General features: G+C 30.7%; 18 protein-coding genes and 2 rRNA genes. 11 read left to right on the forward strand and 9 right to left on the reverse strand.

Annotated elements, in window-relative coordinates:
- Window positions 1-111 precede the first annotated feature (111 nt).
- The gene (locus bvRMA01_RS01985; protein WP_247031814.1) at window positions 112-1302 is read left to right on the forward strand and encodes a dicarboxylate/amino acid:cation symporter; all 1191 of its coding nucleotides are present in this window, start codon (window positions 112-114) and stop codon (window positions 1300-1302) included.
- Between the two features lie 26 nt (window positions 1303-1328).
- Here the strand turns inward: bvRMA01_RS01985 and proS are convergent, their stop codons facing one another.
- The gene (gene proS / locus bvRMA01_RS01990; protein ID WP_247031816.1) at window positions 1329-2795 is read right to left on the reverse strand and encodes a proline--tRNA ligase; all 1467 of its coding nucleotides are present in this window, start codon (window positions 2793-2795) and stop codon (window positions 1329-1331) included.
- A gap of 595 nt (window positions 2796-3390) precedes the next feature.
- On the opposite strand from proS, the gene bvRMA01_RS01995 reads away from it, so the two are divergent.
- Window positions 3391-3990, forward strand: coding sequence for a BAPKO_0422 family outer member beta-barrel protein (locus tag bvRMA01_RS01995; RefSeq protein WP_247031818.1), 600 nt, complete (start codon window positions 3391-3393; stop codon window positions 3988-3990).
- A gap of 10 nt (window positions 3991-4000) precedes the next feature.
- Window positions 4001-4702, forward strand: coding sequence for a DUF3996 domain-containing protein (locus tag bvRMA01_RS02000; protein ID WP_247031820.1), 702 nt, complete (start codon window positions 4001-4003; stop codon window positions 4700-4702).
- 39 nt (window positions 4703-4741) lie between these two features.
- Here the strand turns inward: bvRMA01_RS02000 and manA are convergent, their stop codons facing one another.
- Window positions 4742-5857: a mannose-6-phosphate isomerase, class I gene (manA, locus tag bvRMA01_RS02005; protein WP_247031822.1), complete on the reverse strand. Its 1116-nt coding sequence runs from the start codon at window positions 5855-5857 to the stop codon at window positions 4742-4744.
- Window positions 5854-7722: a fructose-specific PTS transporter subunit EIIC gene (locus bvRMA01_RS02010; RefSeq protein ID WP_247031824.1), complete on the reverse strand. Its 1869-nt coding sequence runs from the start codon at window positions 7720-7722 to the stop codon at window positions 5854-5856. The genes manA and bvRMA01_RS02010 overlap by 4 nt, the downstream gene beginning before the upstream one ends.
- Before the next feature lie 115 nt (window positions 7723-7837).
- Here bvRMA01_RS02010 and bvRMA01_RS02015 point away from each other — a divergent pair, with 115 nt between their 5' ends.
- The 3 genes from bvRMA01_RS02015 to bvRMA01_RS06255 are packed head-to-tail and all read left to right on the forward strand — an operon-like array spanning window position 7838 to window position 10124.
- On the forward strand, window positions 7838-8485 hold the full coding sequence (locus bvRMA01_RS02015) for a hypothetical protein (protein WP_041178472.1): 648 nt from the start codon (window positions 7838-7840) through the stop codon (window positions 8483-8485).
- The gene (locus bvRMA01_RS02020; RefSeq protein WP_247031826.1) at window positions 8482-9363 is read left to right on the forward strand and encodes a DNA/RNA non-specific endonuclease; all 882 of its coding nucleotides are present in this window, start codon (window positions 8482-8484) and stop codon (window positions 9361-9363) included. Before bvRMA01_RS02015 ends, bvRMA01_RS02020 begins: the two co-directional genes overlap by 4 nt.
- Window positions 9360-10124 (forward strand): hypothetical protein, encoded by a 765-nt coding sequence (locus bvRMA01_RS06255; protein WP_330730018.1) that lies wholly within the window; start codon window positions 9360-9362, stop codon window positions 10122-10124. The genes bvRMA01_RS02020 and bvRMA01_RS06255 overlap by 4 nt, the downstream gene beginning before the upstream one ends.
- A gap of 3 nt (window positions 10125-10127) precedes the next feature.
- Here the strand turns inward: bvRMA01_RS06255 and bvRMA01_RS02025 are convergent, their stop codons facing one another.
- Together bvRMA01_RS02025 and bvRMA01_RS02030 are read right to left on the reverse strand one after the other, a co-directional pair.
- On the reverse strand, window positions 10128-10724 hold the full coding sequence (locus bvRMA01_RS02025; protein WP_011772359.1) for a diacylglycerol/polyprenol kinase family protein: 597 nt from the start codon (window positions 10722-10724) through the stop codon (window positions 10128-10130).
- On the reverse strand, window positions 10724-11707 hold the full coding sequence (locus tag bvRMA01_RS02030; protein ID WP_247031828.1) for a peptidylprolyl isomerase: 984 nt from the start codon (window positions 11705-11707) through the stop codon (window positions 10724-10726). Before bvRMA01_RS02030 ends, bvRMA01_RS02025 begins: the two co-directional genes overlap by 1 nt.
- 182 nt (window positions 11708-11889) lie before the next feature.
- Here bvRMA01_RS02030 and bvRMA01_RS02035 point away from each other — a divergent pair, with 182 nt between their 5' ends.
- The 5 genes from bvRMA01_RS02035 to bvRMA01_RS02055 all read left to right on the forward strand — a co-directional run bounded on the left by bvRMA01_RS02035 (window position 11890) and on the right by bvRMA01_RS02055 (window position 16951).
- Window positions 11890-12750, forward strand: coding sequence for a CheR family methyltransferase (locus tag bvRMA01_RS02035; RefSeq protein ID WP_247031830.1), 861 nt, complete (start codon window positions 11890-11892; stop codon window positions 12748-12750).
- A gap of 35 nt (window positions 12751-12785) precedes the next feature.
- Window positions 12786-13922, forward strand: coding sequence for a chemotaxis protein CheB (locus bvRMA01_RS02040; protein WP_247031832.1), 1137 nt, complete (start codon window positions 12786-12788; stop codon window positions 13920-13922).
- Window positions 13923-13945: 23 nt separating this feature from the next.
- Window positions 13946-15154 carry a TraB/GumN family protein gene (locus tag bvRMA01_RS02045; protein WP_247031834.1) on the forward strand — a complete coding sequence of 403 codons (1209 nt, stop codon included), beginning with the start codon at window positions 13946-13948 and terminating at the stop codon, window positions 15152-15154.
- Between the two features lie 37 nt (window positions 15155-15191).
- Window positions 15192-15824: an adenylate kinase gene (locus tag bvRMA01_RS02050; protein ID WP_011772364.1), complete on the forward strand. Its 633-nt coding sequence runs from the start codon at window positions 15192-15194 to the stop codon at window positions 15822-15824.
- A 104-nt stretch (window positions 15825-15928) separates the two neighbouring features.
- Window positions 15929-16951, forward strand: a complete 1023-nt coding sequence (locus bvRMA01_RS02055; protein WP_247032401.1) for a hypothetical protein — start codon at window positions 15929-15931, stop codon at window positions 16949-16951.
- A 2-nt stretch (window positions 16952-16953) separates the two neighbouring features.
- Here the strand turns inward: bvRMA01_RS02055 and bvRMA01_RS02060 are convergent, their stop codons facing one another.
- The 4 genes from bvRMA01_RS02060 to bvRMA01_RS02075 all read right to left on the reverse strand — a co-directional run bounded on the left by bvRMA01_RS02060 (window position 16954) and on the right by bvRMA01_RS02075 (window position 25453).
- Complete coding sequence (locus bvRMA01_RS02060; RefSeq protein ID WP_011772366.1) at window positions 16954-17886, reverse strand: GGDEF domain-containing response regulator; 933 nt, start codon at window positions 17884-17886, stop codon at window positions 16954-16956.
- A gap of 11 nt (window positions 17887-17897) precedes the next feature.
- Window positions 17898-22331 (reverse strand): response regulator, encoded by a 4434-nt coding sequence (locus tag bvRMA01_RS02065; protein ID WP_247031836.1) that lies wholly within the window; start codon window positions 22329-22331, stop codon window positions 17898-17900.
- A gap of 55 nt (window positions 22332-22386) precedes the next feature.
- Window positions 22387-22497: ribosomal RNA gene (rrf, locus tag bvRMA01_RS02070) — 5S ribosomal RNA — on the reverse strand.
- A gap of 21 nt (window positions 22498-22518) precedes the next feature.
- Window positions 22519-25453: ribosomal RNA gene (locus bvRMA01_RS02075) — 23S ribosomal RNA — on the reverse strand.
- Window positions 25454-25504 lie beyond the last annotated feature (51 nt).

The raw sequence follows: 25504 nt of genomic DNA on the forward strand, positions 1-25504 counted from the left end.
CTTATATGTTTTGATAATAAATAATATTACCAAAGTTTATATTTACAAAAAAATCTAGTAAGATTTATTATGCTATAAATACTATTTTTCAAACTCGCAAAGGAACAATTTATGAATACAAAAGTAAAGTTTTCTCTAATTATACCTATTGGAATACTGCTTGGATTATTTTTTCCTTCTGGAGCTTACAACATACTCTCACATATCTTCATAAGATTAGGCTATCTTTCCTTAATTCCTTTTTTAATATTCTCAATTCCACTTGGTATAGAAAACATTATTGAAAATAAAAAATTCAGAAAATTATTTGGAAAAACAATCTATTATGGAATCTTAGTTAACATTATGGGAATAATCATATCAATTGTAATTGCAACAATATATTTACCACAAAGAATTCCAATATTAGACAAAAACATTCAAAATATATATACATTTGATCAAAAAGTATTTCTTGAAACATTTTTCCCAAAAAATATTTTTATAATATTTACAAATAACAATCCAAATCTTTTAAGTATTTATATTGTATCAATAATTATTGGTGCTAGTCTTTATTATGCAAAACAAAAGGGAAGAATTGCTAGAGAACTTATTTTAAGCTTTTCAAATCTTTTTTATCATGCAAACGGGATAGTTGTTAAAATATTACACTTCGGGATTATCTTTATTACAGCAGCATATACTACTAACTTAAAAAATTTTAAAAATTATCAATACTACATAGATAGCATAATTTTTTTATCATTATGGACAATCATTATTATCTTAATAATAATTCCAATGATTAGCTATCGATTAACCAAAAATTTTAAATTATCATATAAGAACATACTAATATCCATCCAAAATATAATATTTGCGGGTTTAACAATGGATGCTTATGCCCCTTATTCTATTTTAATAGAAGATATTAAAAATGAAAGAATAAATATAAAAAAATCGATAATCACAAACATACCAATAATCAACTTTATCTCTAAATCTGGAACAATTTTTATTGCAACAATTTCATTTTTTATTATTTTAAAATCTTACTCTAGCTTGCCTATATCAATTTACGAAATAAGTTATATGAGCATATTGGCATTTCTTTTTATTTTCGCATTCCCACATATACCAAACAGTTTGATTTATATAATTACAATGCTATGCTCAACTTATACAAAAGGAATTGAACTTAGCCACTCTAACATAATTCCAATACTTCCAATTTTAACATCTCTAGCTTTAATGATCGATTTCACCTCTAATATTGCAATAATACAAATAATAGATTCCAATGAATTAAAAGATACCTAATGTTTAGTTTTTAAATAAACTAAACATTAATAAGATCTTGCAAATAAAACAAGATGTTTGGCTGTTGTATTGCAATAAATACAAGTTAGATTATTTAAAGACCTATTTTGAAAATCTTCAGGAATGCATCGTATTGTAGCTTTTGTATCATTTTTAATAATCTCTTCACACACTTCATTTCCACACCATGAAGAAAGTACAAATCCTAAATGCTCATTGATATAAGTCTTAAAAGTGTCATAGTCATTCTCTTTAAACCCAATAATTTCTTTGGTATGCAAATTTCTAAACTCTAATGCTCTATTAAATAATTCACATTGCATAGTTTCAAGTTCATGTCTCATTTTTAATGGCAACGCTTTAACTGATACTTGATACTTAGAGTTTTTATCTTGATCCCTTCTTGCAACAGTGACACAGTCCATAAGAATATCATTAGAACCTACCTCAATTCGTATTGGGATTCCTTTAAGTTCCACAGCAGCAAATCTAAATCCTGGCGAATTTTTGATATCTCTATCAAGCTCAACTCTAAACTTTGCTTCTTTTAAGATATTAAAAATAGTAGTAGAATACTCAATAATTTTTTTATTAACTTCATCATCTCTTTTAAAAATAGGAACAATAATAATTTCAATTGGTGCTATCTTTGGTGGCAATATTAAACCCTTACTATCAGAATGAACCATAATCAATGCTCCAATTAACCTAGTCGAAACTCCCCAACTAGTAGCAAAAACATAATCCATCTCACCTTTCTTATTTTGGAACTTAACATCAAAAGCCTTGGCAAAATTTAATCCCAAATAATGAGATGTTCCTGCTTGCAAAGCTTTCTTATCTTGCATTAATGCTTCAATTGTGTAAGTAGACACAGCACCTGCAAATTTTTCTCTTTCTGTCTTTTGTCCACAAAATACAGGAATAGCTAAGTAATCTTCAATAAACCGCTTATAAAGGTTTAAAATAAACAAAGTCTCTTCCAAAGCTTCTCCAGCGGTTTCATGTGCAGTATGACCTTCTTGCCATAAAAATTCAGTGGTACGAAGGAATGGTCTTGTTCTTTTTTCCCAACGAACAATATTTGCCCATTGATTTATTTTAACAGGCAAATCTCTATAAGATTTTATCCATTTGCTATACATGTTCCAAATAATTGTCTCAGAAGTGGGTCTTAAAACCAAAGGCTCTGCTAATTCTTCACCACCAGCAGTTGTTATAACAGCAAGTTCCGGTGAGAATCCCTTAACATGTTCTTTTTCTCTCTCCAAAAACTCATAAGGAATAAGCAATGGGAAATATGCATTCTCATGCCCTGTTTCTTTAAATTTATTATCAAGTATGCTCTTAATTTGTTCCCAAATAGCATACCCATAAGGCATAATAACCATACAACCTTTAATAGGACTATAATCAACAAGTTTTGCCTTTTGTACTATATCTAAGTACCACTTATAAAATTCCTCTTCCTTTGAAGAAATAAAATTACCCATAAACCTCACCCTTTTTGAAAAATTTGAAAAATTCATCATTATAGACAAAATGTCATTAATTTATAAAATAAAAAGAGATTCTTTGCTCTTAAAGGCAAATCGTATTGTTTCTTATACTAATTATCCAAATCAATGCTATTTAGATCTCTAATATGAATATCGTAATCTTTAACTAATAAGAAAATAGTAAAATCACCAAATAAAGATCATACATTAAAATGTATCTTTAAAAACCATGCGAAAGAGCAAAGAGTAGCCTTATCAACCTGCAAATCAAATCTATACTTAAATTTATATTTATATTAAAAATATGTCAAATATATTTTTAATATAAATCTTTGCTCTAATATTTATTTTTATAAGTTACAAAAATATGTCTGTATTTCACAATAGATGTTTGAAAAAAATGTGCAGAAAAATATTTATGGGTTTAACTTTAATGGTATACCAAAAATTGACATCAATTAAAACAAATCCAATTTTTATAACTCAAAATCATTAAAAACATGTTGGGATAAAAAAATTTTTTACATTTTATGAAAAATAATTTTAAAAATTGTGCACATCTAATCGAACATAAGTTGAAGGAGAATTTATGAAGACATTGTTAAAACTGATTATGGTTTTTTTAACAAGTTTATCTGTTGCGACAACAATTAATACATCAAATCTTAATAAAATATTAAATAAGCAACAAACCCAATTTAGATCATTTGGAATAGGGTTTGGAATTGGCAACCCTATCACTAATATCATAATTAATTTCCCATATGTAGACATAGATATTGGATATGGGGGCTTTAATGGATTACATCCTAACAATTTCATACCTTATATTGTTTTTGGAACTGATATCCTACTTAAAGAAGAAATTTATCAGAGTATAATGCTCACCGGTGGGCTTGGCATAGGTATCGACTTGTCTCAAATAAAACCAGACGAACAAAATAGTTCAAACATAAAACAAGAAAATACTCAAGACAAACAAGAAGAATTTTCAATAGCCTCATCTAACAATAGGTTAGGAATTGTGTTTAGACTTCCTATTATATTAGAATACAGTTTTTTGACAAATGTTGTAATAGGCTTCAAAGCTATAACAACAATTGGAGGAACAATGATATTTCAACCTACATCAATGGAAGGAATAAGATTTGGATTTTTTGGTTTTGGATTCATAAAAATATACATTTAAAGGAAAATTGATGAAAAACAATACTCAAAAAATATTTATATTATTGTTAATATTTAATTTACACCATTTTGCGTTCTCCAAATCTAATAATAATTATTCCATCAGATGCAAACAAGAAGATGATGGAACAACCTGTATCACAAATGATAAACCTATCATTGAAGAACCTAAACTTACCCTTGAAGAGCCTAAATCCATCTTTGAAGAACCTAAACCACAAATCATTACAAATTTTCACGCAATACAAAGGGAAAAAAATCCTTACTCATTTGCAGCGGGAATAGGAACTGGGAATCCTCTTATCAATCTTTTAATCTCAGTTCCATATGTAGACATAGATATTGGATATGGTAGTTTCTTATACTTTAATCCTACAAATTTTAAGCCTTACAATTTAATTGCCATCGATCTAATTTTTAAACAACAAATAGGAGAATATTTAATAGTTGGAGGAGGCGTTGGAATTGGAACAGACTGGTCCCAAGCAAATTTAACTTCCCTTGGAACTACACAAGCCTCTCCTTATGATAGGATAGGAATAGTAACCAGATTACCTTTATCAATAGAACATAAAATTATAAAAAATTTATCATTAGGATTTAAAGTTTATCCTACACTTGGTCCAACAATATTTCTCACAAAACCAAAAATAGTATTTGAAGGGATAAGATTTAAATTCTTCGCAATCGGGTTTATTAGAGTTTTCATGTAAATGATAGTTCCTTACTAAAACCAAAAGACTAACTTCTCATTATAAAGAAAGTGCAATAAAAACTTCTCCATTTCCACAAATTAATAATTTTTCATCACAATTTCCTATAAATACGCTTTCACCCCTCTTAAGGCAAACTCCATTATTAATCTGAATTTCTCCATTCATAACCAACAATATCATTACACCATCCTTTTTAAAGCAGATCTTTTCATTTATATTTCTTTGAAATAAACTTAAATTAGTATCTGGAAGCTTAAATACATTAAAACCATCAATTTCCTTACCCCTCAATAATGAAAATACTCCCTCTTCAAATCTACCAACCTTAAGCATCTCATCTTTGTCAATATATTTAGTAGTAAGACCTGCCCTAATCACATTGTCAGAATTAGTCATAAGTTCAAGACAATCACCCTGAAGATAAGCATGAACTTCTTGACTCTCTGTATAAAGTACTTCACCTGGACTTAATTTAAAAATATACATCCCTAAAAATACCAAAAGACCAATATCTGCCCCATAAATCTTATAAATTTCATTAAACCAATAAGCTCTAAAATCATTTATGAAACTTAAATTTTTTTTCACTCGACTAATAGCATCCTCAATTTCAAACTTTTGCAAACTAAATATAATTTTTATAAATTCTTTATGGGTTGCAAAATGAAAATCTAATTTCAATTTTTTATATATACTCTTGATTTCAAAAATAGGAAGAAATCCCTTAAGAGCATAAAAATCACTTAATGCATAAACAAGTTCTATCTTTGGATTTTTATCCTTATAAATTCGCTTAGAATCATTAATATCTATCCCCTTATCATTCTCAAGTTCAAAGCCTTTTAAAGCAATATCTTTTGAAGGATGTATTTGAATTGATAAAGGCTTTTGAGCTGAGAGAACTTTCAATAAAAATGATAATTCACTCTCACAGCCCAAAAGCTCTTTATGATTTCCTAAAAAATCACAAAGAGAAACGTACTGACCATCAACTAATATTTTACTAGAAAATGTCTTATGTGCTCCAAGCCACATCTCAGCTTTAGGCAACCCATCTTCTCTTTGTCCCAAAAGAGAAGGGATGAAACTAGTTCCACCCCAATCATATTCCTTAATTTTATTTTTCATCAAAAATATATTATCAGATCTCATTTAGATTCCTTCACTTTTAAAGATTTTAGAAAAATAACCAAACTTGTTGCAACGGCAACACCAACGGCTATTGCAATAATAAAGCCCAATTTGTTATCAACAACAGGAAGAACTATTGGCCCTCCATGCGGAGCATGGTCTGCAACACCCAAAAATGCCGCAATGATACTTGCAACAGCACCTCCAAGCACTATTGAAGGCAACACCCTCGCCGGATCACTGACAGCAAAAGGAATAGCACCTTCACTAATACCAATAAACGAAATTAAGAACGATATTTTTCCAGACTCTCGCTCTTCCTCTTCAAATAATTTAGGCATAATTAGAGTAGCAAGCCCCATAGCCATAGGAGGAACAGGAATAGCTGATGCAACCATACCCATTATTTGTGGAACTTGGGGAATCATACCAACACCAAAAAGAAATGCAACTTTATTAAAAGGCCCTCCCATATCAATTGCTACCATAGCACCAAGTATTAATCCAAGAAATAATTTCCCTATAATACCATAAGTTTCTGAATTATTTTGAAGAGATTTAAGGCCATTCTCAAGCAATGCCATGAATTGGCCAATATAAACACCTACATAAATCATGAAAAATCCAACAATAACAGTACTTATTAACGGAATTACAAATATAGGCATCACGGGTCTAAGCCATTCAGGAATCTTTCTCTTTGCTATCCATTTAGCAACAAAACCCGCCATAAACCCTACAAGTATTGCCCCTAAAAATCCTGCTTTAACATCTCTGGCAAGCACACCCCCCACAAGACCTGGTGCAAGACCTGGTTTATCGGCAATTGCCATAGCAATAAACCCTGAAAGTATTGGCAACATCATGCCAAAAGCCACACCACCAATATCTGTAATTGTTTTATAAAAAGGATATTTATCAAAATTTGGACCATCAGAACCAATCCCTGCCAAAGATATACCAAGCGCTATTAAAATACCACCACTTGCCACAATTGGAATCATAGGAGAGACACCACTCATTAAGTACTTATAAAAACCAGTTCTACTACTACCAGACTTATCTTTAATAGAATGAACATTTTTATAATTCAATATGGGAGCACTAAATGCTTCTTTAATAACATTTTCTACATTGTTGATAGCCTTTGCAGTTGAGACCTTATAAACTCTCTTGCCATCAAATCTTTCTTCATCAACATCCTTATCCACCGCAAGTATTATAACATCAGCGTCTTTAATCTCTATCTCTGTTAAAGGATTATCAATACCAATAGAACCTTGGGTCTCAACTTTAAGGATGTACCCTTGTCTCTTAGCCTCAACTTCGAGCTTTTTAGCAGCAATATATGTATGAGCAATTCCCACAGGACAAGCACAAACAGCCACTATTTTTTCTGATTTAGAAACACTTGTGGTATCATCTGTAGATGACCTCTCAACATTTTCTATATAAGAATAAATTTCATCGGTACTCTTCATAACTTTTAATATATTTTTAAAATCATCACTCTCAAATAATTTGGCTATGAAAGCTATCGACTTAATATGATCATTACCTTGTTGACTTTTTGACATACAAATTAAAAATATTAAATTAACAGGGGGATTATCATCAGACCATTTTATGCCATCGCCTTTTATGTAAAGCAATGAAATAAAACTTGATTTAACAACATCTCCTATAAAATGTGGAATAGCAACTCCATTTTCCCAAGATGTATCACCAATATTTTCTCTCTCAAATAATCCCTGAAGGAATCTTGTTTTATCATGAGTATAACCTCTTTTACTCACTTGATCAACTAAAAAATTAATTGCTTCTTCCTTAGAATTTATTTTATCAGATATAAAAATAAGCTCCTTTTTTAAAAATTTTAAAAACATAACCTTAAACCTCCTAAATACTTAAATTAATTCTATCATAATACAAACATTAAACACCAATTCCCTCCTCTTCTTTATTTTCAAATTATTTTATATTATTTAAATGAATTTAATTATGAAAAAACTAATCGAATTTTGCTTTTTATTGCTATGTGCCAGCTTATATTCTTCAAATAATGAGGGACACAAAAAAAATGAAATAAATAATAAAAAAAGTATATTATTAAAAGAAAAATCAACTAATCATGAAAATGATTTTTTCTCAGTAAAGAGAGGATTTATCTATTCAACAGGAACAGGACTTGGAACAGGATTTTTTTTAAATTCAAAAGTTAATCACATAATATTTAGACCTTATTACATATTTGCCATCAACAATTTTGATTTTCTGGTTGTTTGTATGATCCTAATGATTAAAGAATATAACATCTCTAAAAAAGTTAAATATTCAAGCTCTTACATTGGCACAGGAATAAACTGGCATATCATAAATTTGTCTAAAAAAATGAAATATTTATCTTCTACCACGGGTATTGGGGGACGACTTTACCTTTCAACAAACTTAATAGGGGATTTCAAATTCTATGACAAATTACCTTATGTAATAGAACCATATATATTTTTTGAATTCTCTACAAAAAAAGCTACACCTTACTTAAACATATATTCAAAAATTGAGTGCTTATTTCTTGATACATTCAATATTTCTTTTGATTTCGGAATCAGATATAATCTTAAAAACAGCAACGAGGTAAACTCATGAACAAAAGACTAAAAATTTTATTCTGTTTTTACATATTAATCTTATTGGGCTTTTTATTCTTATATCAAAATCCTAAAATCTTAAATAACATAAAAGAAATAGCCTACAATTATTTAAGCAAACTCAAAGATAAAATTTACGAACCCGAAATCTCAACTGAATTAAAAGAAGAATACCTCTTACCAAAAGGATATCTTACTACCCAAGTAATACATAAAAAATACTACTCTTTAGGGTATGCTGAGAGTGCAAGACAATCAGAATGGGTAGCCTACCAATTAAAAAGAGAAATGGTTGAATTAGCTTTAACCTTGCTTAGAGAAAAAAAAATAACGAGAAGTAAAAATTTTTTCGAAGACCAAGATATTAAGGGAATTGCTCCCAAACTAAGTGATTACCTAAAAAGCGGATATGATAGAGGGCATATCGTCAGTTCTGCTGATATGTCTTTTTCCAAAGATGCAATGCTAGATACCTATTTTCTCTCAAATATATCTCCTCAACAAAGAGAATTCAACTCAGGAATCTGGCTCAAACTTGAACAATTAGTTAGAAAATGGGCTATCTTAAAAGAAAAAATTTATATTGTTAGTGCAGGAATTTTAACAGAAAATAAAGGATTTATTGGAAAGAATAAAATTCTAGTCCCAAAAAATTTTTATAAAATAGTGCTATCATTAAACAATAACAACTTTTATGATATATTGGCTTTTATCATTCCAAATGCAAAGGCTCAAGACTTAGAACTTAGAAATTACGTTGTAAACGTTAATTTAATTGAAGAAAAAACTAAAATAAATTTCTTTGCAAAACTTGATGCTGAAATAAAAAAAATAATTAAAATGAAAAAAGACGTACGTTCTTGGAAATTCAGATGAAAACACTCTTTGCAAAACTAAATATTTTCCTGTTAACAACCTTTGTTTTAGGAATAATTGTTATATCAATATTCATGTATTATATAAACTTTAATATAAACTTCTATACCTATATTATTAAAATATATAATAAGAATTTATTGATTTTAGTCAATAAATTTTTTATTTTCAGCATTGGAATCATAGGATCTATTTGGACATGCATCAATTATAAAAGAACAAATAATATACAATTCGTATTCTTTTATTGTTTCATTCTTTCATATATACTTGAACCTATTTCAATTTTTAAATATTATTTTTTAAGTAATATATTAAGCCTAGAATTTTATTATTTTATGAAATTTTATCACTTAATAACCGTATTTTCATTACTAAATTTATTCTTCTTAAGCCTATATATATGTGATTTTCAAATAAAATCAATAACCTACGCTATTTACTTAATTTTCACCTTTGCAATGGTCTATAACTCTTTAGCCCCTATTAATGCATATGAATACACAAAGGATTTTCTCTCTCCAACAGCAAACAATAGATTTTATGTTTATTTGTTTTTATTACTAATACCTATAAACTTTTTAGTATCATGCTTAAGGAAAAAAAACCTAAGCTACTTTTTACTTTTTATATCAATATCACTAATAGTATCAGGAATTTATCTCAATTTTATAGAAATAACCTATGCATTCATACCAATCTCAATAGGAGCACCAATGTACTTAAAAGAATCAGGAAAAGTTTTCTTCTATTGGCTATAAAACTTAAGCAATCAATACAAAAGATAAAGTCGCTACACCTAAAGGCAAAAATAAATTATCGTATTTTTCAAAATCAAAAAGCTCCACAAGCACAGCCCCCATACCAACAACTGATGCTATTATAAAGTTCGGAAAGAAGTAATAACAAACAATAAAAGCAACCAAAAAAACAGCAACACTACCTGAGAATGTTTTATTATTTACAAGTTTAAAAGATGGTATTAGTTTCCCAACAAGACTTGCAAGACCATCTCCAAGACATGCGGAAAATATCCCAATATAACTAAAAGGCTTATCTATAAGAAAATAAGTACAAAAAATACTCACTACCAAAAATATTGGGGAGAGAGATATTTTATACGAAGATACCTCCCTAGACTTTATTATTATTTCTGATATACCTCTTAAAAAGAATAAATTTATTTCCATGATTCTAAATATTTCCAAAATTAAATATGCAAACATAAAAAATAGACTAGATACAAGACCTACCCAAAAATTTAACTTATAAAAGAATAAAAATACTAAAGTAGAAATATGAAAAAATTTTCTATAAAGCTCATATTTAACATTTTCGTTATAAAAAACTTGATCAAACATTAACTAATTTTCCTTAAAATAATATTAAACTTCAAAAAAGAATTTGGTTTTATAACGTTACCAATACTTCTCTCTCCATAAGCAAGGTTTGGTGGAATTATTACTACCCTCTCCTCTTCCTCGCACATATCTGACAACATTACGTCCCAACCTTCAATCACTTGACCACTCCCAACCACAAACTCTATTGGCTTGCCTCTGTCAATTGAACTGTCAAATTTTATTCCACTTAGTAAAAATCCCTCATAGTCTACTTTTACAATATTGCCACTTTTAACATTTTTGACATTTCCTTGTTTATTTATCTTATATAAGATACCACTTTCATCTTTTTGAAAATCTTTGTAATCTTTGTCAATTATTTCAAGTTGAAAAGCCATGTATTTTTTAACCTCAGCAATCTTCTTTGCCTCATAACTTTTTTTTAATTTTAAAAATTCTTCATTGTCAACTTTAAAAGCTTTTGCATCCTCACCAACACGAATAATCCTTACTTTCTCTATTTTATCTCCTTGACGTATATTATGAACTGTATCCATTCCCGCAACTACCTTACCAAAAATTGAGTGCTTAAGATCAAGATAAGTAAGATTATCTGCAAGAGTAATAAAAAACTGACTCCCATTGGTATCAGGACCTGAATTAGCCATAGAAACAATTCCTGGTTCATTATGACTCAAATTTTTGTTTAATTCATCGGGAAAAACATACCCAGGACCTCCAGTACCCGTTCCGGTAGGATCTCCTGTCTGAATAACAAATTCATCAACAACCCTATGAAAAATAATATTTTCAAAATAAGGCTGACTTGTAACAGAATTTTTAATAGTACCTTCACTAAGACCAATAAAATTCATGACTGTCAGAGGTGCAATTTTATAGTAAAGTTCAATCTCTATATTTCCTTTATTTGTATCAATTAATGCAAATATCCCTTTTTTTTCCACTAAATCTTTCCCTTTGCTATCACAAGTTATTAGCATTAAAATCAATAAAAAATATAATAAACATCTCTTCACAAATGTATTCCTTAAATTAATATTTAAATTAAGCTATCAGTTCTAATTGTACAATTTTTCCACAAAAATTGTATAATTAATTAGTCATTTATACTAATTAAGTAATAGTATTTATTAAGGAAATTTACAAAATTTGGATCTTATAAATGTTAAATATTAGCAATGAACTTCTTCTGAAATTCTGCAATTTTATATATGAAAATAGCGGAATTCGATTTGATGAAAAAAATAAAGTTGTATTACAAGGCCGAATTAATGATGCAATACATGAGCTTGAAAATATCAATACTCCAGAACAATTATATGACTTAATAAATTCGGACAAATTTCAAAAAGAATATTTCTTAGATCTAGTTACTACTAATCTAACACGATTCTTTAGAAATGAAGCCCATTTTGCAACTTTTGAAAGATTTATAATTCCAAAATTAATAAACATTAAAACTCAAGAGGGCAAAAATAGAATTATTATATGGTCTGCTGGATGCTCAACTGGAGAAGAACCATATTCACTGGCATTTGTTCTTAAACACAATCTTCCAAAGAATTTTGACTTTATTATTATTGCCTCCGATTTAAGTTTAAAATCTCTAATGATAGCAAAAGAAGGTTATTATTCTGTAAAAAAATGCGAACACATCCCAATACAATATAAAATATATATCAAACCTCACATGAATGGTTACAAGGTAATAGATGATATAAAAAAACACATACGATTTGACTATCATAACTTAAATTTTGAAAGTGGCTTTTCAGAAATGGACGTTATTTTTTGCCGTAATGTACTCATATATTTCGATGAAAAGTCTAAAATAAGGGTCTTAAAAAAATTTTATTCCTCTATGGCTATGAAAAGTTATTTATTTATTGGTCATTCAGAATCCCTTTTTGGTCTCAATCTTCCTTTTAAATTTTTAAGAACACCCTGGGCCATAATATATGAAAAGGATGATAAGGATGTTCCCAAAAAAAAGTTTCAGTTCAAAAACAAATACAAATTATAATTTGATATAAACAGACCCATAGGAGCAAAACAGAAATGCAAATAAAAATTTATGTACTCGTCATTGAAGCTTCTTCTGTTAATAGAAAGACTATATCAGACATTATAAATTCATCTTTAAAGCTTGAAGTTATTGCAACTGCAGCCAACACAGACTTCGCCCTTAAAAAACTTAAAAAACACCCAGATGTAATACTACTCAGTTTAGAAGAAGAAACAACCAAAGAAATTACTCTCATAAAAAAAAAGGAAAATATAAACAACAAGCTCCCTGTTATTATCCTCTCATCAAACAAAGACATAGCAAAAAATGCTATCTTAAAAGGTGCTGATGACTTTATAATAAAAACTGATAACAAATTAGAAAGCATAAAAGATAAAATTATTGATTTACTCTCAATTTACGGCAATAAAACCATAACAAACAAAATCATAACTGACATCAATTTCAAATTCAAAACAAATCAATATTTGATAAATAACAAAGTCAACGAAGAAAATTCAAATACAACAAAAGCAACAGATAAAAATGAAAATACAAACCTTAATCAAGAAAAAATAATAGATGAAAAAGATTTAAAAAAACTTAAAAACAGAAAATTTGAAATAGTTGTTATTGGAATATCTACAGGAGGCCCTGCGGCACTAAAGACAATACTACCAGAAATTCCTAAAAATTTTCCTTTACCAATAATAATTGTTCAACATATGCCAAAAGGATTTACAACAGAATTCGCAAAAAGTCTTAACAATATTTGCAACTTAACTGTCAAAGAAACAAGTAATAAAGAAATACTTCAAAAAGGATTCATATACATAAGTTCTGGGGGATACCATACAAGAATTAATAAAATAAACGAAAACTATCAAATAGAAGTCTTCGATGCTGAGAATGTAAATGGACACAAACCTTCTATAGGAGTACTCTTTAAGTCAATATCAGAAAATGTGAAAGACAAAGCAATAGCTTTAATAATGACTGGAATGGGAAGTGATGGCTCTAGAGAAATTGGAGAGATTAAAAAAGCTGGTGGATTAACTATTGCACAAGATGAGAAAAGTTCAGTGGTTTTTGGAATGCCCAAAATAGCAATAGAAGAAAATAATATAGACTATATAGTTTCAATAAGTCATGTGGTAAAATTATTAAAAGCCATTCTTCTTGATGGTTAAATTTTTAAAGACAAGGATCGCATTTGGACATCAAAAAAGAGAATACTGAAGATTGTTTTTTACACGTTAGCACTCTTGACACAGACCATGACAAAATATATGTACTAGGAACAGCACATGTATCAAAAAAAAGTTCACAAGACACAGTTACTTTAATCGAAACATTAAAGCCAGACTTTATTGCCGTTGAACTTGATGAGGCTCGTTACCACGCAATCCTAAAGACAGATGAAAACGAAAAATGGCGCAATTTAGATATATATAAAGTAATCAAACAAGGAAAAGCATTTTTACTAATAGTACAAATCATTTTAAGTAATTTTCAAAAAAAATTAGCAAAAGAACAAGGAATTAATCCTGGAGAAGAGATGAAAACGGCGATTTTAAAAGCTAAAGAGCACAACATACCGTTAATACTCGCGGACAGAAAAGTTGAGACAACTCTAAAGAGAGCATGGAACTGTGTCCCAACTTTTGAAAAAGTCAAAATAATATCAAGCTTGTTTTCATTCTCAGACGTAAAAGTCACACAAGATGAAATTGAAAAACTCAAAGAACAAGATGTTCTATCAAATATGATGGAAGAACTTGCAAAAGAAATTCCTACTGTAAAAAAAGTTTTAATTGATGAAAGAGATGAATTTATAGCAAGTAAAATACTTGAGGGTTCAGGAACAATTCTTGCAGTTGTTGGAGCTGGTCATGTAAAGGGCATAATAGCAAATTTAAAAGAAATTAAAGAAAACAAAAAGATTGTCAACATTGACAATCTCAATACCATACCTAAAAATACTTTCTCGGTGAGTAAATTAATATCTTACTTTATAGCAATCTCAATTGTCATACTGATGGCAAGTTCATTCTACTTTAAAGGCTTTGATTTTGCATACAAAAATTTAGAGTTTTGGATAATATGTAACTCTTTATTTGCGGGTCTTGCTGCTCTTTTACTAAGAGCTAATATTATAACGATAATAACAGCATCAATTGGTGCTCCAATATTTTCCCTAATTCCATTTATTGGAACAGGTATGGTTGCAGGTCTTGTTGAAGCTTACATAAATAAACCAAAAATAAAAGATTTTGAAAAACTACAAGAAGATTTGGAAAACATAAAAGGATATTTTAAGAACAAAGTTACAAAAATTTTATTAATAGTATTTTTCGTAAACATTGGGTCTGCAATTGGAACAATTGTTGGATTTAAATTCTTGTTAAATATCTTTAGCTAAACCAAAAAGAAAAATAAGAGCATACAGGAGTTACATTATGAAACTTGTTTTTTTAGGACCTCCGGGTTCTGGAAAAGGCACAATTGCCAAGATCTTATCAGGCAAACTAAATTACTATCATATTTCAACAGGAGACCTATTTAGAGCAAACATATCAAATGCTACACCTCTTGGTAAGGAAATCAAACAAATAGTTGAAAATGGACAATTAGTACCCGACTCAATTACAATCAAAATTGTTGAAGATAAAATTAATACCCTTGCAAATAAGGATAATTTTATTCTTGACGGATTTCCTAGAAACATCAATCAAGCTAAAGCTCTAGATACGTTCTTGCAAAATATTCAAATAATAAACTTTTTACTTGATGAAGCGATACTAATAAAAAGGCTTTCTGGAAGAAGAATATGTCAATCCTGCGGCGGAATATTTAACATATATACACTTCCTACAAAAGAAAAGGGTATTTGTGATCTTTGCAAAGGAAGCCTTTACCAACGAAAAGATGACGTAGAAGAGTCTTTAAAAATCAGACTTCAAGAATATCATTTACAGACAAAACCTCTAATAGATTTTTACTCAAAAAACAACAGGCTTAATAACATAAATGCATCAAAGGATATTGATGGAGTAGAAAAAAGCTTAATAGAAATAATATCAAAGTATTAAAAAATATTAATTTAAAATAATAATGATAATTATTTATAAATAATTTATATTTAAAAAAAATAAGGTATAATGTGAGAAAGTATTTTATGGAAGAAAAAATTTATATGATAAAAAAACTATTCATGGTATTGATATTTTTACAGACTATCTTAATCTATTCAAAAGAAAATCAAGATGAAATGGGATATTTTTATGTCAACTCTCAAATGGCTTATTATCCACCACATGCACTAGGAACTTCAGGAAGCAAATTTTCTCCAAGCTTCATATCCCCTCAATTTAAATCAGTATCACCAAACAATCAGATTTCACCTAGTTCTTGGGGAAGTATAAAACTAATATCAAATTTAGGTTACTATAAATTTTTTAAAATCTTAAAAAATCCCGATCCACATTCACTTTTACTTCAAAACACTGGAATAGACGTTGATTTTAAAATCGGACTCTCACCTGTTGTTGCACTACTTAAAGGAAACATCGGTTTCACTCCCATTGCATTTATTAATCTATATACAGGAATTGAAATTGGAATAGGTTGGCAAGGATTTGGATTTAAAGGTATTGGGATACACGTGGGCAATGGGCGATACTCAAGTAAACCTGAACTTTATTCTGAGGTAACAATGGGAGGTAGGCTACAATTTGATCTAAATGCTGTGTTTGGTGGAGACTGGACTCACATTATTACAGTAGTTGGAAATAATATTCTTCATATAAAAAATCCACATGCTAAGGACAATCAACTTTGGAAATATAAAGCTGATGAAGGTAAAAATATAAATGGATTTACAATAAACCCTTATGCACTCCTAGCTTACAAAATGCCAATACCTCTTAATATAATTGGGCTGTTATACGAAGGCCAAACATACATTGGACATGCAAGAAACGTAAGCACAACACAAAATCAAGGATGGGGCAGTGATTTCTTTTATCACAATTTCTCCCTTATTTCAAAAATTGAAATCATAGAAAATTTAACACTAGACATGCAATTCAAATTCTCAACAGCACCCATTTACACAGTAAACACAATGGGAATGGCCGATATCTCAAAAAGAATAAGTACAAATAATTCATATATTTACTACGATTCTATTGGATTTTCTTTAACTTATAAGATCTAACTTTAATATTTACATTGATTGCGACCAGAAATCTTAGCTTCATATAATTTGTCATCAGCAAGTTTAATAATATTGGTAAAATTGGAATCATAAGGAATTTGTTCAGCAAGACCAATTGAAACTGTAACAAAATTAGAAATATTACTGTACTCATGAACTATTTCCAAATTCCTAATATCTTCAATTAAAATACTAACAATCTTAATCACTTCGTTCAAACTCTTATTTACAGAAAATAAAATAAATTCCTCACCACCATAACGAGCAATATCTATCTTATATTTAATGGCAATTTTATTCAAACTCTTTGCAATCAACCTAAGACATTCATCACCATTGGTATGTCCATAGTTATCATTATATTTTTTAAAATAATCAATATCTAACATTCCCACAATAACGTTCTTTTTATGCTCCAAAGCTTGCATCCAAGACTTAGCAAACTTATCTGTAAAAAACCTTCTATTAGGAATTTGAGTTAGACCATCAATTCTTGCAAGATTCTTAAAATAGTCCCTAAGTCTTTTAAGCTCAAGATGGGTTTTAATTCTTGCATCAATTATCCTGCCATTAAAAGGTTTTAAAATATAATCCACCCCACCAACACTAAATCCTTCAAGTTGAGCATCAGTAGAATCGCTTGAACTGATAAAGATTACAGGAATATCTTTAGTCTCAGGATCATTTTTAAGCCTTTTGCAAACCTCATAACCGCTAACATCTGGAAGCAATACATCAAGAAGGATCAAATCAGGACTAGCAATCTCAACCTGTTTTAAAGCATCAAACCCATTTAATGCAACCCTAATCTCATACTTATGTTGCAATATATCTATTAATAAATCTAAATTTGTGGGTGTATCATCCACAAGTAGCAATTTCTGAGGTTCAACTGAAATTTCCTCAAAATTATCCAAAATCATACCCTTAGTCATGACTTCCCTATTTATCTAAGATTCATCATACGTTTAACAATATTAGCGCTCTCTTTGAAATTATATACTCTTAAATATTTAATAAGAGAATCAAATAATATAATATTATTGTCATCTAAACTATACCTTTTAAGCACCTCAAGCACTTCCTTATATTCTTTTGGATTTCTATCTTCTATGCCATTTAAAAGCTTTTGCATAAGACTCAAAAATTCATCATTGCTTTTAAATTTTAATTTTTCCTGATCGTAAGTTTCGATAACATCTAAAATCTGCTCCCTTATGTTCTTAATAAGTACAATCAAACCCTTACGCGCTTCAGAATACAATATTTTTAATTCATGTATTGAACCTGTATTTATCTCAATCTGTTTAAAATTCCCAAATAAGTTACTACGCATATTACCAAGAGCTCCAGCTATTGAATGTACTAATTCTTTTACTAATTTTATATTATTTAAATTAAAAGCCTCATCCAAATCACGTATCAAACTATCGCTCATGTCAACAAATCCCCTGCATAAATCAACATACATATCATATGAGATATTTAAATCTTTTAAAGCATTATTAATATCTAAATTGGGTAAATTAGAAAACCCATCGAATGTCTTATCTGCTATAATTTTATTATCTTCAACCTCAATATGTAAATATTTTTTTAATATATACTTAATCGAACTAATGTGTATCGGTTTCGCAAGATAATCATTCATTCCATTTTTTAAACACCTATCTTTATATTCTCTTAATGCATGTGCAGTAACAGCTATTAATACACATGGATTTAAGTTATTCTGACTTTCAAATTTGCGTATTTCTTTAGATACCGTCAATCCATCACAATTTGGCATTCTTATATCAATAAAAGCCATATCATATTTATTAGTTTTTAAGAATTCAATAGCCTTAACACCATCATCAACAATATCAATAGAATCTTCTTTGACACCTATAACAATCAAAACATTTTTTAAAATCTTTTGATTAATTTCATTATCCTCAGCTATTAAGATACCAACATTATTTTTAAGCTTAAGAGCATTAGACTCATTTATTATTGGAACATCTACAATTGCACCATTTTTAATCCAATCAGAATAAAAATCCCACCTTTGAAAAGGTTTTTGCATGTATTCATATTTAAAATCAATGATCTCATCACTCTTTAAACAATAAAACACAAAAACTATTCTTACATTAGAATTCAAACTTTCAATCTTCTCAGCAAACTTAAGACCTTCTTGTAAACCAAAATCGTCGACATTTATAAAAACAAAATCATAATAAGGATACCTATAAAAGGCCTTATAAGCATGCTCATAAGAATAAAAATAATGTATATCCTTATAATCAAATATCTTACTTATGTCCCTTAATACTTCAACGGTCTTTTTACTTAAAAATAAACTTAAAATCTTTTTATTTGTCACCAATTCCAATTTATTTACTTCTTTATCTTTAATCTTATGACCTAAAACAAAAGGCAACATAAATGAAAAAGTTGTTCCCTTGCCTACCTCACTCTCAACTGCGATACCAGGACCGCCCATTAAACTAACAAGCTTCCTAGATATTGCAAGTCCAAGACCGCTTCCCTCATACTTTTTTGAATCAGAATCATTGCCTTGTCTAAATAACCCAAATATTACAGGTATATTACTTTTTTTAATTCCTTTACCAGTATCAGTCACTTTAAACTCAATAGTAATTATTTTATTACCATCATTATCTTCTGTACTACAGATGGAATCATAGTTTAAAACTATGATTCCATCTGTAGTAAATTTAAAAGAATTTCCTATTAAATTAATCAGTACCCTCTTAAGTCTAGCTCTATCCCCTATTAAGTAATTTTCTAAATCTGATTTTGAATAAAAAATTAAATCAATATTTTGTTTTGCACTTTGCGACTGAAAACCTTTCAAAACACATTCAATTTCATGCTCCAAATCTATTTCATTATTGTCAATATAGATTTCATTCATATCTATTTTAGAGATATACAATATTTCATCAATTAAAGAGAGTAATGAAATAGATGAATAATTTATCATCTGCACATACTCTTTTTGCACACCCAAAAGATCAGTATTTTCCAAAAGTTCAGTAGCTGCTATTATGCCATTAATGGGGGTACGAATATCATGGCTCATACTTGCTAAAAAAATAGTTTTGGCAGCAATAGCATTCTCAATAACCTTTTTCTCACTGATTGCAGAAGAATACATTTTTTTCCTAAATCCTATCTCCTTCCACAAATTAAATAGGCAAAACATAAAAATAGTAAAAACAAACATACCCATGGTTAATACTGCTATACCAGACTTTTTTAGCCTTAGATCTTTAAAACTTTCATGAACATTGAATACCCAATCATCAAAATATAATTTATTATTAACATTTGTACGAAATAAAATCTTTTGTATAATTCTTCTTAAAATATAATCCTGGTTATAAACTGCAATATTTAAATCAAATGTTAGATTCGGAACAGTAAAAATTTTCTTAATATCCCTAATATTTAAGTCTTCAAAATTAATAGTAGCAGTATATTCATCGCTAACAATCCCACTAACCTTGCCCCTATAGAGAAGATCCAAAGCATCTGTAAAGCTATCCACTTGCACCAGTCGTGTGCCTATTTTGGTTTCCAATTTTTTGGTATACAAAAACTTAAGTACCGCAATACTATTAAACGACCTAGAAGTAAATAGTCTAGTTTTATTTGAAAAAAGATGTAGTGGAATTCCTGATACTGCTTTGATGTTAAAAATATAATCTGAATTCGCATCATCTAAATTAGCAGACAATATATCTATTTTCCCTAATTTCATTAATTCTTCAATATCTCTCTCATGCACACTTATAATATTGAAATCCAAATTTGTCAATCTTTTTATTTTCTTAATTAACCACTCATTTACTCCCTTATAACGACCCGAATTAAAATAATCAATAGGATACCAATCTTTAACAGCAAGGGTTAACCTATTATTGTTTTGTAACCAAATTTTTTCCTCAATATTAAAGTTACCGCTATTTATATGCCCATAAAAATTATTTTGATAATCTTCAATCTCATCTTGTCCAAGCCAATTTTTACCTATTTGTAACAAAGTGTCGAATAAAATGTTTTCTGTCAACGCATTAAGCATATATGAAAACAATTGCAATCTCTTATTATTAACAGCTAATACCAAAAATTTACCTTTACTTAAACTTGAATCCTGAAATTTCAATATATTATTGTATCCGTGCAATTTTAATAAATAGTTTACGGTAATTGAATTTTCTACAAATCCATACGAATGATTGACTATATCTAAAAAATTATTTACTATGTCTGTATTTTTATCTAATTGAATATCATTTAAACTTAAACCAATAACTTGTGAATTTATAACTTTATTACTATTTTTAGCATTTGTAAAATACAAATTAAAATTAAGTGAACATATCGGAGCAGTTGCTTTATACTTTTTAGAAGTCAAAATATTATCATCTTCAATAATTCCACCCCAAACAGACACATCCTTATCATCCAGGCTTCCTTTAATGCTCTCCTTTGGAAATCCTACAAATTTAACTGAAAAACCATATTCTCTAGCAAGAGTATTCCACAAATCAACTAAAATGCCTGCAAATTGACCTTTAGAATTAATAAAACTAAAAGGGGGATAATCATTATATATTCCAACATCCAGCTTAAATAAAAAATCGAATTCTTTAAAAGAAGCATATTCCTCTCTAGAGAGAGATTGCATATAACTTAAAAGATCAACATTTAAGTCTCTTAGTTGACTAATAGCATTCTTGCTAATAGCAGCTCTTATGCCAAAACTATAAAAATACTCAGAATTAAAAACTTTCATAAAAGATGGATAAAAAGAACTATACCATACACAAGATAATGACTTATAACTCCCATATACTAAATCAATCTTATTACCTCTTAATGCCAAGAGTAATTTTTCAGTATCTGGAAATAAAAAAATATTATCATTATGACCATGAAATCTTAAAATATCTTCATATATAGTATTCTTTACAACACCTACACGTAATTCGTTTGAAAAAAATAAATTGGAAGGTTTTTGCTCTTTTTCTGAATCATAAATCAATGCGGTTACACATTTGCCAATCTCATTCTTAAAATAAAGGTATTCATTTAAGTCTGAATTATAAGTTAATCCCAAATAAACTACATCATCTTCAATTTTATCTTTATTAAGATAATCAATAGCTTCTATACTAATGTCATAATCATTATCTTGTGCCCACTTGTCTAGAAGATAAAAAATCATACCAACCATTTTATTTTCTTGATTTTTATAATAAAGCGGATAATATTGATCTACAAGTTTAAATTTCAAGGTTTCTTTAGCGGGTAAACTGACATGAGAGACAAAAAATAAAAACAAAAATAAACTTAAACCACGCATAATTCATAATATATGTCTAATACATATTAAATATATCAAAATGCAAACAAAAAAACCCTGGCAATAACCTACTCTCCCGCGAACTCGCAGTACCATCAGCGAATAAGAGCTTAACTTCTGTGTTCGGAATGATAACAGGTGTTTCCTCTTTTCTTTAATCACCAGGGTATATAAGGAAGACAAAAATATGGTCAAAGATTTGGGTAATTAGTATTAGTCAGCTTAATATATTACTATACTTACACTTCTAACCTATCAACCTGGTATTCTCCCAGGACCCTAATAGGATATCTCATCTTGAGGAAGGCTTCCCACTTAGATGCTTTCAGCGGTTATCCCTTCCGAACGTAGCTACCCAGCACTTACCCTTGGCAGGATAACTGGTACACTAGAGGTTCGTCCATCTCGGTCCTCTCGTACTAGAGATAGCTCCTCTCAAATATCCAACGCTTGTGGCAGATAGGGACCAAACTGTCTCACGACGTTCTGAACCCAGCTCGCGTACCGCTTTAAATGGCGAACAGCCATACCCTTAGGACCTGCTCCAGCCCTAGGATGCGATGAGCCGACATCGAGGTGCCAAACCCTTCCGTCGATGTGAACTCTTGGGAAGGATAAGCCTGTTATCCCCGGAGTACCTTTTATTCGTTAAGTGACGGTGCTTCCACTCGCTACCGCCAGATCACTAAGACCTACTTTCGTATCTGCTCGACTTGTCAGTCTCACAGTTAAGCTACCTTATGCCTTTACACTTACAGAGTGATTTCCAACCACTCTAAGGTAACCTTTGCGCACCTCCGTTACTCTTTGGGAGGCGACCGCCCCAGTCAAACTACCCACCTGGCACTCTCCTCATATCACTATGAGTTAGAAACTTAATTAAACAAGGGTGGTATTTCAAGTGCGACTCCACTATCCCTAACGAGATAGCTTCAAAGTCTCCCACCTATCCTACACATATTTAATCAAACCTCAATACCAAGCTATAGTAAAGGTTCACGGGGTCTTTCCGTCTAACCACAAGTAATCGGCATCTTCACCGATACTTCAATTTCACCGAGCTCCACGTTGAGACAGCGTCCAAATCGTTACACCATTCGTGCGGGTCGGAACTTACCCGACAAGGAATTTCGCTACCTTAGGACCGTTATAGTTACGGCCGCCGTTTACTGGGGCTTAAATTCAATGCCTCGCTTTTACACTAACATCTCCTCTTAACCTTCCAGCACCGGGCAGGTGTCAGTCCCTATACTTCTCTTTACAGATTTGCAGAGACCTGTGTTTTTGGTAAACAGTCGTTCGGACCATTTTTATGCTACCTAATCTCTTAGGTCATACTTATCCCGAAGTTACGTATGTATTTTGCAGAGTTCCTTAACGTGGATTCTCTCGCGCGCCTTAGAATTTTCATCCCACCTACCTGTGTCGGTTTGCGGTACGGTCCCTTATAGCCTAACCTTAGAAGTTATTTCTTGGCACCTTGACTACCTACATTTCATGTTGCCTAAACAACACTCATCATCACATCTCAGCTCTTTTAGCGGATTTTCCTACTAAAATCAACACCTTAATGCTTAAACTAGGACTACCATCGCCTAGCAGTAGTTAACCTCATGCGTCACTCCAATCGAAACTATAAGAGGTACGGGAATATTAACCCGTTTCCCATCGACTTCACTTTTCAGCTTTGCCTTAGGGGCCGACTAACCCTGGGAAGACGACCTTCACCCAGGAAACCTTAGGTTTTCGGCGAATGGGGATCTCACCCATTTTTTCGTTACTCATACCTGCATTCTCACTTCTGATACCTCCATCAAACTTCTCAGTTTAACTTCTCAGGCTTACAGAACGCTCCTCTACCATTCTAACATAAATTAGAATCCAAAGCTTCGGTAATGTGTTTAGCCCCGTTACATTATCGGCGCTTAAGTACTCGACCAGTGAGCTATTACGCACTCTTTAAAGGTATGGCTGCTTCTAAGCCAACCTCCTGGATGTTTACGTACCTAAACCTCCTTTTCCACTTAACACATTTCTGAGACCTTAGCTGTTGATCTGGGTTGTTTCCCTCTCGACTATGGACCTTATCGCCCATAGTCTCACTCCTATTCATCATACAATAGCATTCGGAGTTTAACTGAGTTTGGTACCCTTTGACAGGCCCTAGCTCAATTAGTGCTCTACCTCTATTGCACTAAAATAAGGCTGAACTTAAATCCATTTCGAGGAGAACCAGCTATATCCGAGTTTGTTTAGCCTTTCACTCCTATTCACAGCTCATCCCTGCCTTTTTAAACAGACTAGGGTTCGGCCCTCCACTTGGTTTTACCCAAGCTTCAGCCTGGCCATAAATAGATCACTCGGCTTCGGGTCTACCACATCTAACTAAATCGCCCGTTTAAGACTCGCTTTCGCTCAGGCTCCAGCACTACAATGCCTTAACCTTGCTAGACATGATAACTCGCAGGTTCATTATGCAAAAGGCACGCCATCACCATGAATAATCATGGCTTTGACTGCTTGTAAGTCCACGGTTTCAGTTCTATTTCACTCCCCTCCCGGGGTTCTTTTCACCTTTCCCTCACGGTACTCTTCACTATCGGTAGCTTTATAGTATTTAGCCTTGGAGAGTGGTCTCCCCAGATTCAGACAAGGTTTCTCGTGTCCCGTCCTACTTAGGAACATCTTTAAGAAGATATTTACATTTAAATTACAGGGCTATCACCTTCTTTGGCTAACTTTTCCAAGTTATTCTTCTATATAAATATTTTGTAACTTCTCAGCTTATTGCAGACTAAGCTTCAAGCGTCCTACAACCCTCTAAATGCAATGCTCTGCAGCTTGACACATTTAAAGTTTAGGCTACTCCCCTTTCGTTCGCCACTACTTAGGGAATCTCTTTGATTTCTTTTCCTCAGGGTACTTAGATGGTTCACTTCCCCTGGTATAGCCTTTACTACATACGCAGTAAATAATTAGCATCTAGCTAATTGGATTACTCCATTCGGTGACCTTGGGATCATAAAATGTTTGCTTCTCCCCCAAGCTTTTCGCAGCTTACCACGACCTTCTTCGCCTTAAAGCTCCTAGGCATTCACCATAGACTCTTTATTACTTTGACCATATTTTTATCTTCCATCTCTAACTTGCCAATCGTTTATACAATATAGAAT

The organism is Borrelia venezuelensis, from assembly GCF_023035835.1.
Lineage (GTDB): Bacteria > Spirochaetota > Spirochaetia > Borreliales > Borreliaceae > Borrelia > Borrelia turicatae.

What these genes read in the sequence shown, in the direction of transcription:
- bvRMA01_RS02030 (WP_247031828.1), bottom strand. Translation starts at nt 11,707, where the DNA reads ATGCTAATAACTTGTGATAGCAAAGGGAAAGATTTAGTGGAAAAAAAA.
- bvRMA01_RS02015 (WP_041178472.1), top strand. Translation starts at nt 7,838, where the DNA reads ATGAAAAAACTAATCGAATTTTGCTTTTTATTGCTATGTGCCAGCTTA.
- bvRMA01_RS02065 (WP_247031836.1), bottom strand. Translation starts at nt 22,331, where the DNA reads ATGCGTGGTTTAAGTTTATTTTTGTTTTTATTTTTTGTCTCTCATGTC.
- manA (WP_247031822.1), bottom strand. Translation starts at nt 5,857, where the DNA reads ATGAGATCTGATAATATATTTTTGATGAAAAATAAAATTAAGGAATAT.
- bvRMA01_RS02050 (WP_011772364.1), top strand. Translation starts at nt 15,192, where the DNA reads ATGAAACTTGTTTTTTTAGGACCTCCGGGTTCTGGAAAAGGCACAATT.
- bvRMA01_RS02020 (WP_247031826.1), top strand. Translation starts at nt 8,482, where the DNA reads ATGAACAAAAGACTAAAAATTTTATTCTGTTTTTACATATTAATCTTA.
- bvRMA01_RS01995 (WP_247031818.1), top strand. Translation starts at nt 3,391, where the DNA reads ATGAAGACATTGTTAAAACTGATTATGGTTTTTTTAACAAGTTTATCT.
- bvRMA01_RS02025 (WP_011772359.1), bottom strand. Translation starts at nt 10,724, where the DNA reads ATGTTTGATCAAGTTTTTTATAACGAAAATGTTAAATATGAGCTTTAT.
- bvRMA01_RS01985 (WP_247031814.1), top strand. Translation starts at nt 112, where the DNA reads ATGAATACAAAAGTAAAGTTTTCTCTAATTATACCTATTGGAATACTG.
- bvRMA01_RS06255 (WP_330730018.1), top strand. Translation starts at nt 9,360, where the DNA reads ATGAAAACACTCTTTGCAAAACTAAATATTTTCCTGTTAACAACCTTT.
- bvRMA01_RS02035 (WP_247031830.1), top strand. Translation starts at nt 11,890, where the DNA reads ATGTTAAATATTAGCAATGAACTTCTTCTGAAATTCTGCAATTTTATA.
- bvRMA01_RS02060 (WP_011772366.1), bottom strand. Translation starts at nt 17,886, where the DNA reads ATGACTAAGGGTATGATTTTGGATAATTTTGAGGAAATTTCAGTTGAA.
- bvRMA01_RS02055 (WP_247032401.1), top strand. Translation starts at nt 15,929, where the DNA reads ATGATAAAAAAACTATTCATGGTATTGATATTTTTACAGACTATCTTA.
- bvRMA01_RS02040 (WP_247031832.1), top strand. Translation starts at nt 12,786, where the DNA reads ATGCAAATAAAAATTTATGTACTCGTCATTGAAGCTTCTTCTGTTAAT.
- proS (WP_247031816.1), bottom strand. Translation starts at nt 2,795, where the DNA reads ATGGGTAATTTTATTTCTTCAAAGGAAGAGGAATTTTATAAGTGGTAC.
- bvRMA01_RS02010 (WP_247031824.1), bottom strand. Translation starts at nt 7,722, where the DNA reads ATGTTTTTAAAATTTTTAAAAAAGGAGCTTATTTTTATATCTGATAAA.
- bvRMA01_RS02000 (WP_247031820.1), top strand. Translation starts at nt 4,001, where the DNA reads ATGAAAAACAATACTCAAAAAATATTTATATTATTGTTAATATTTAAT.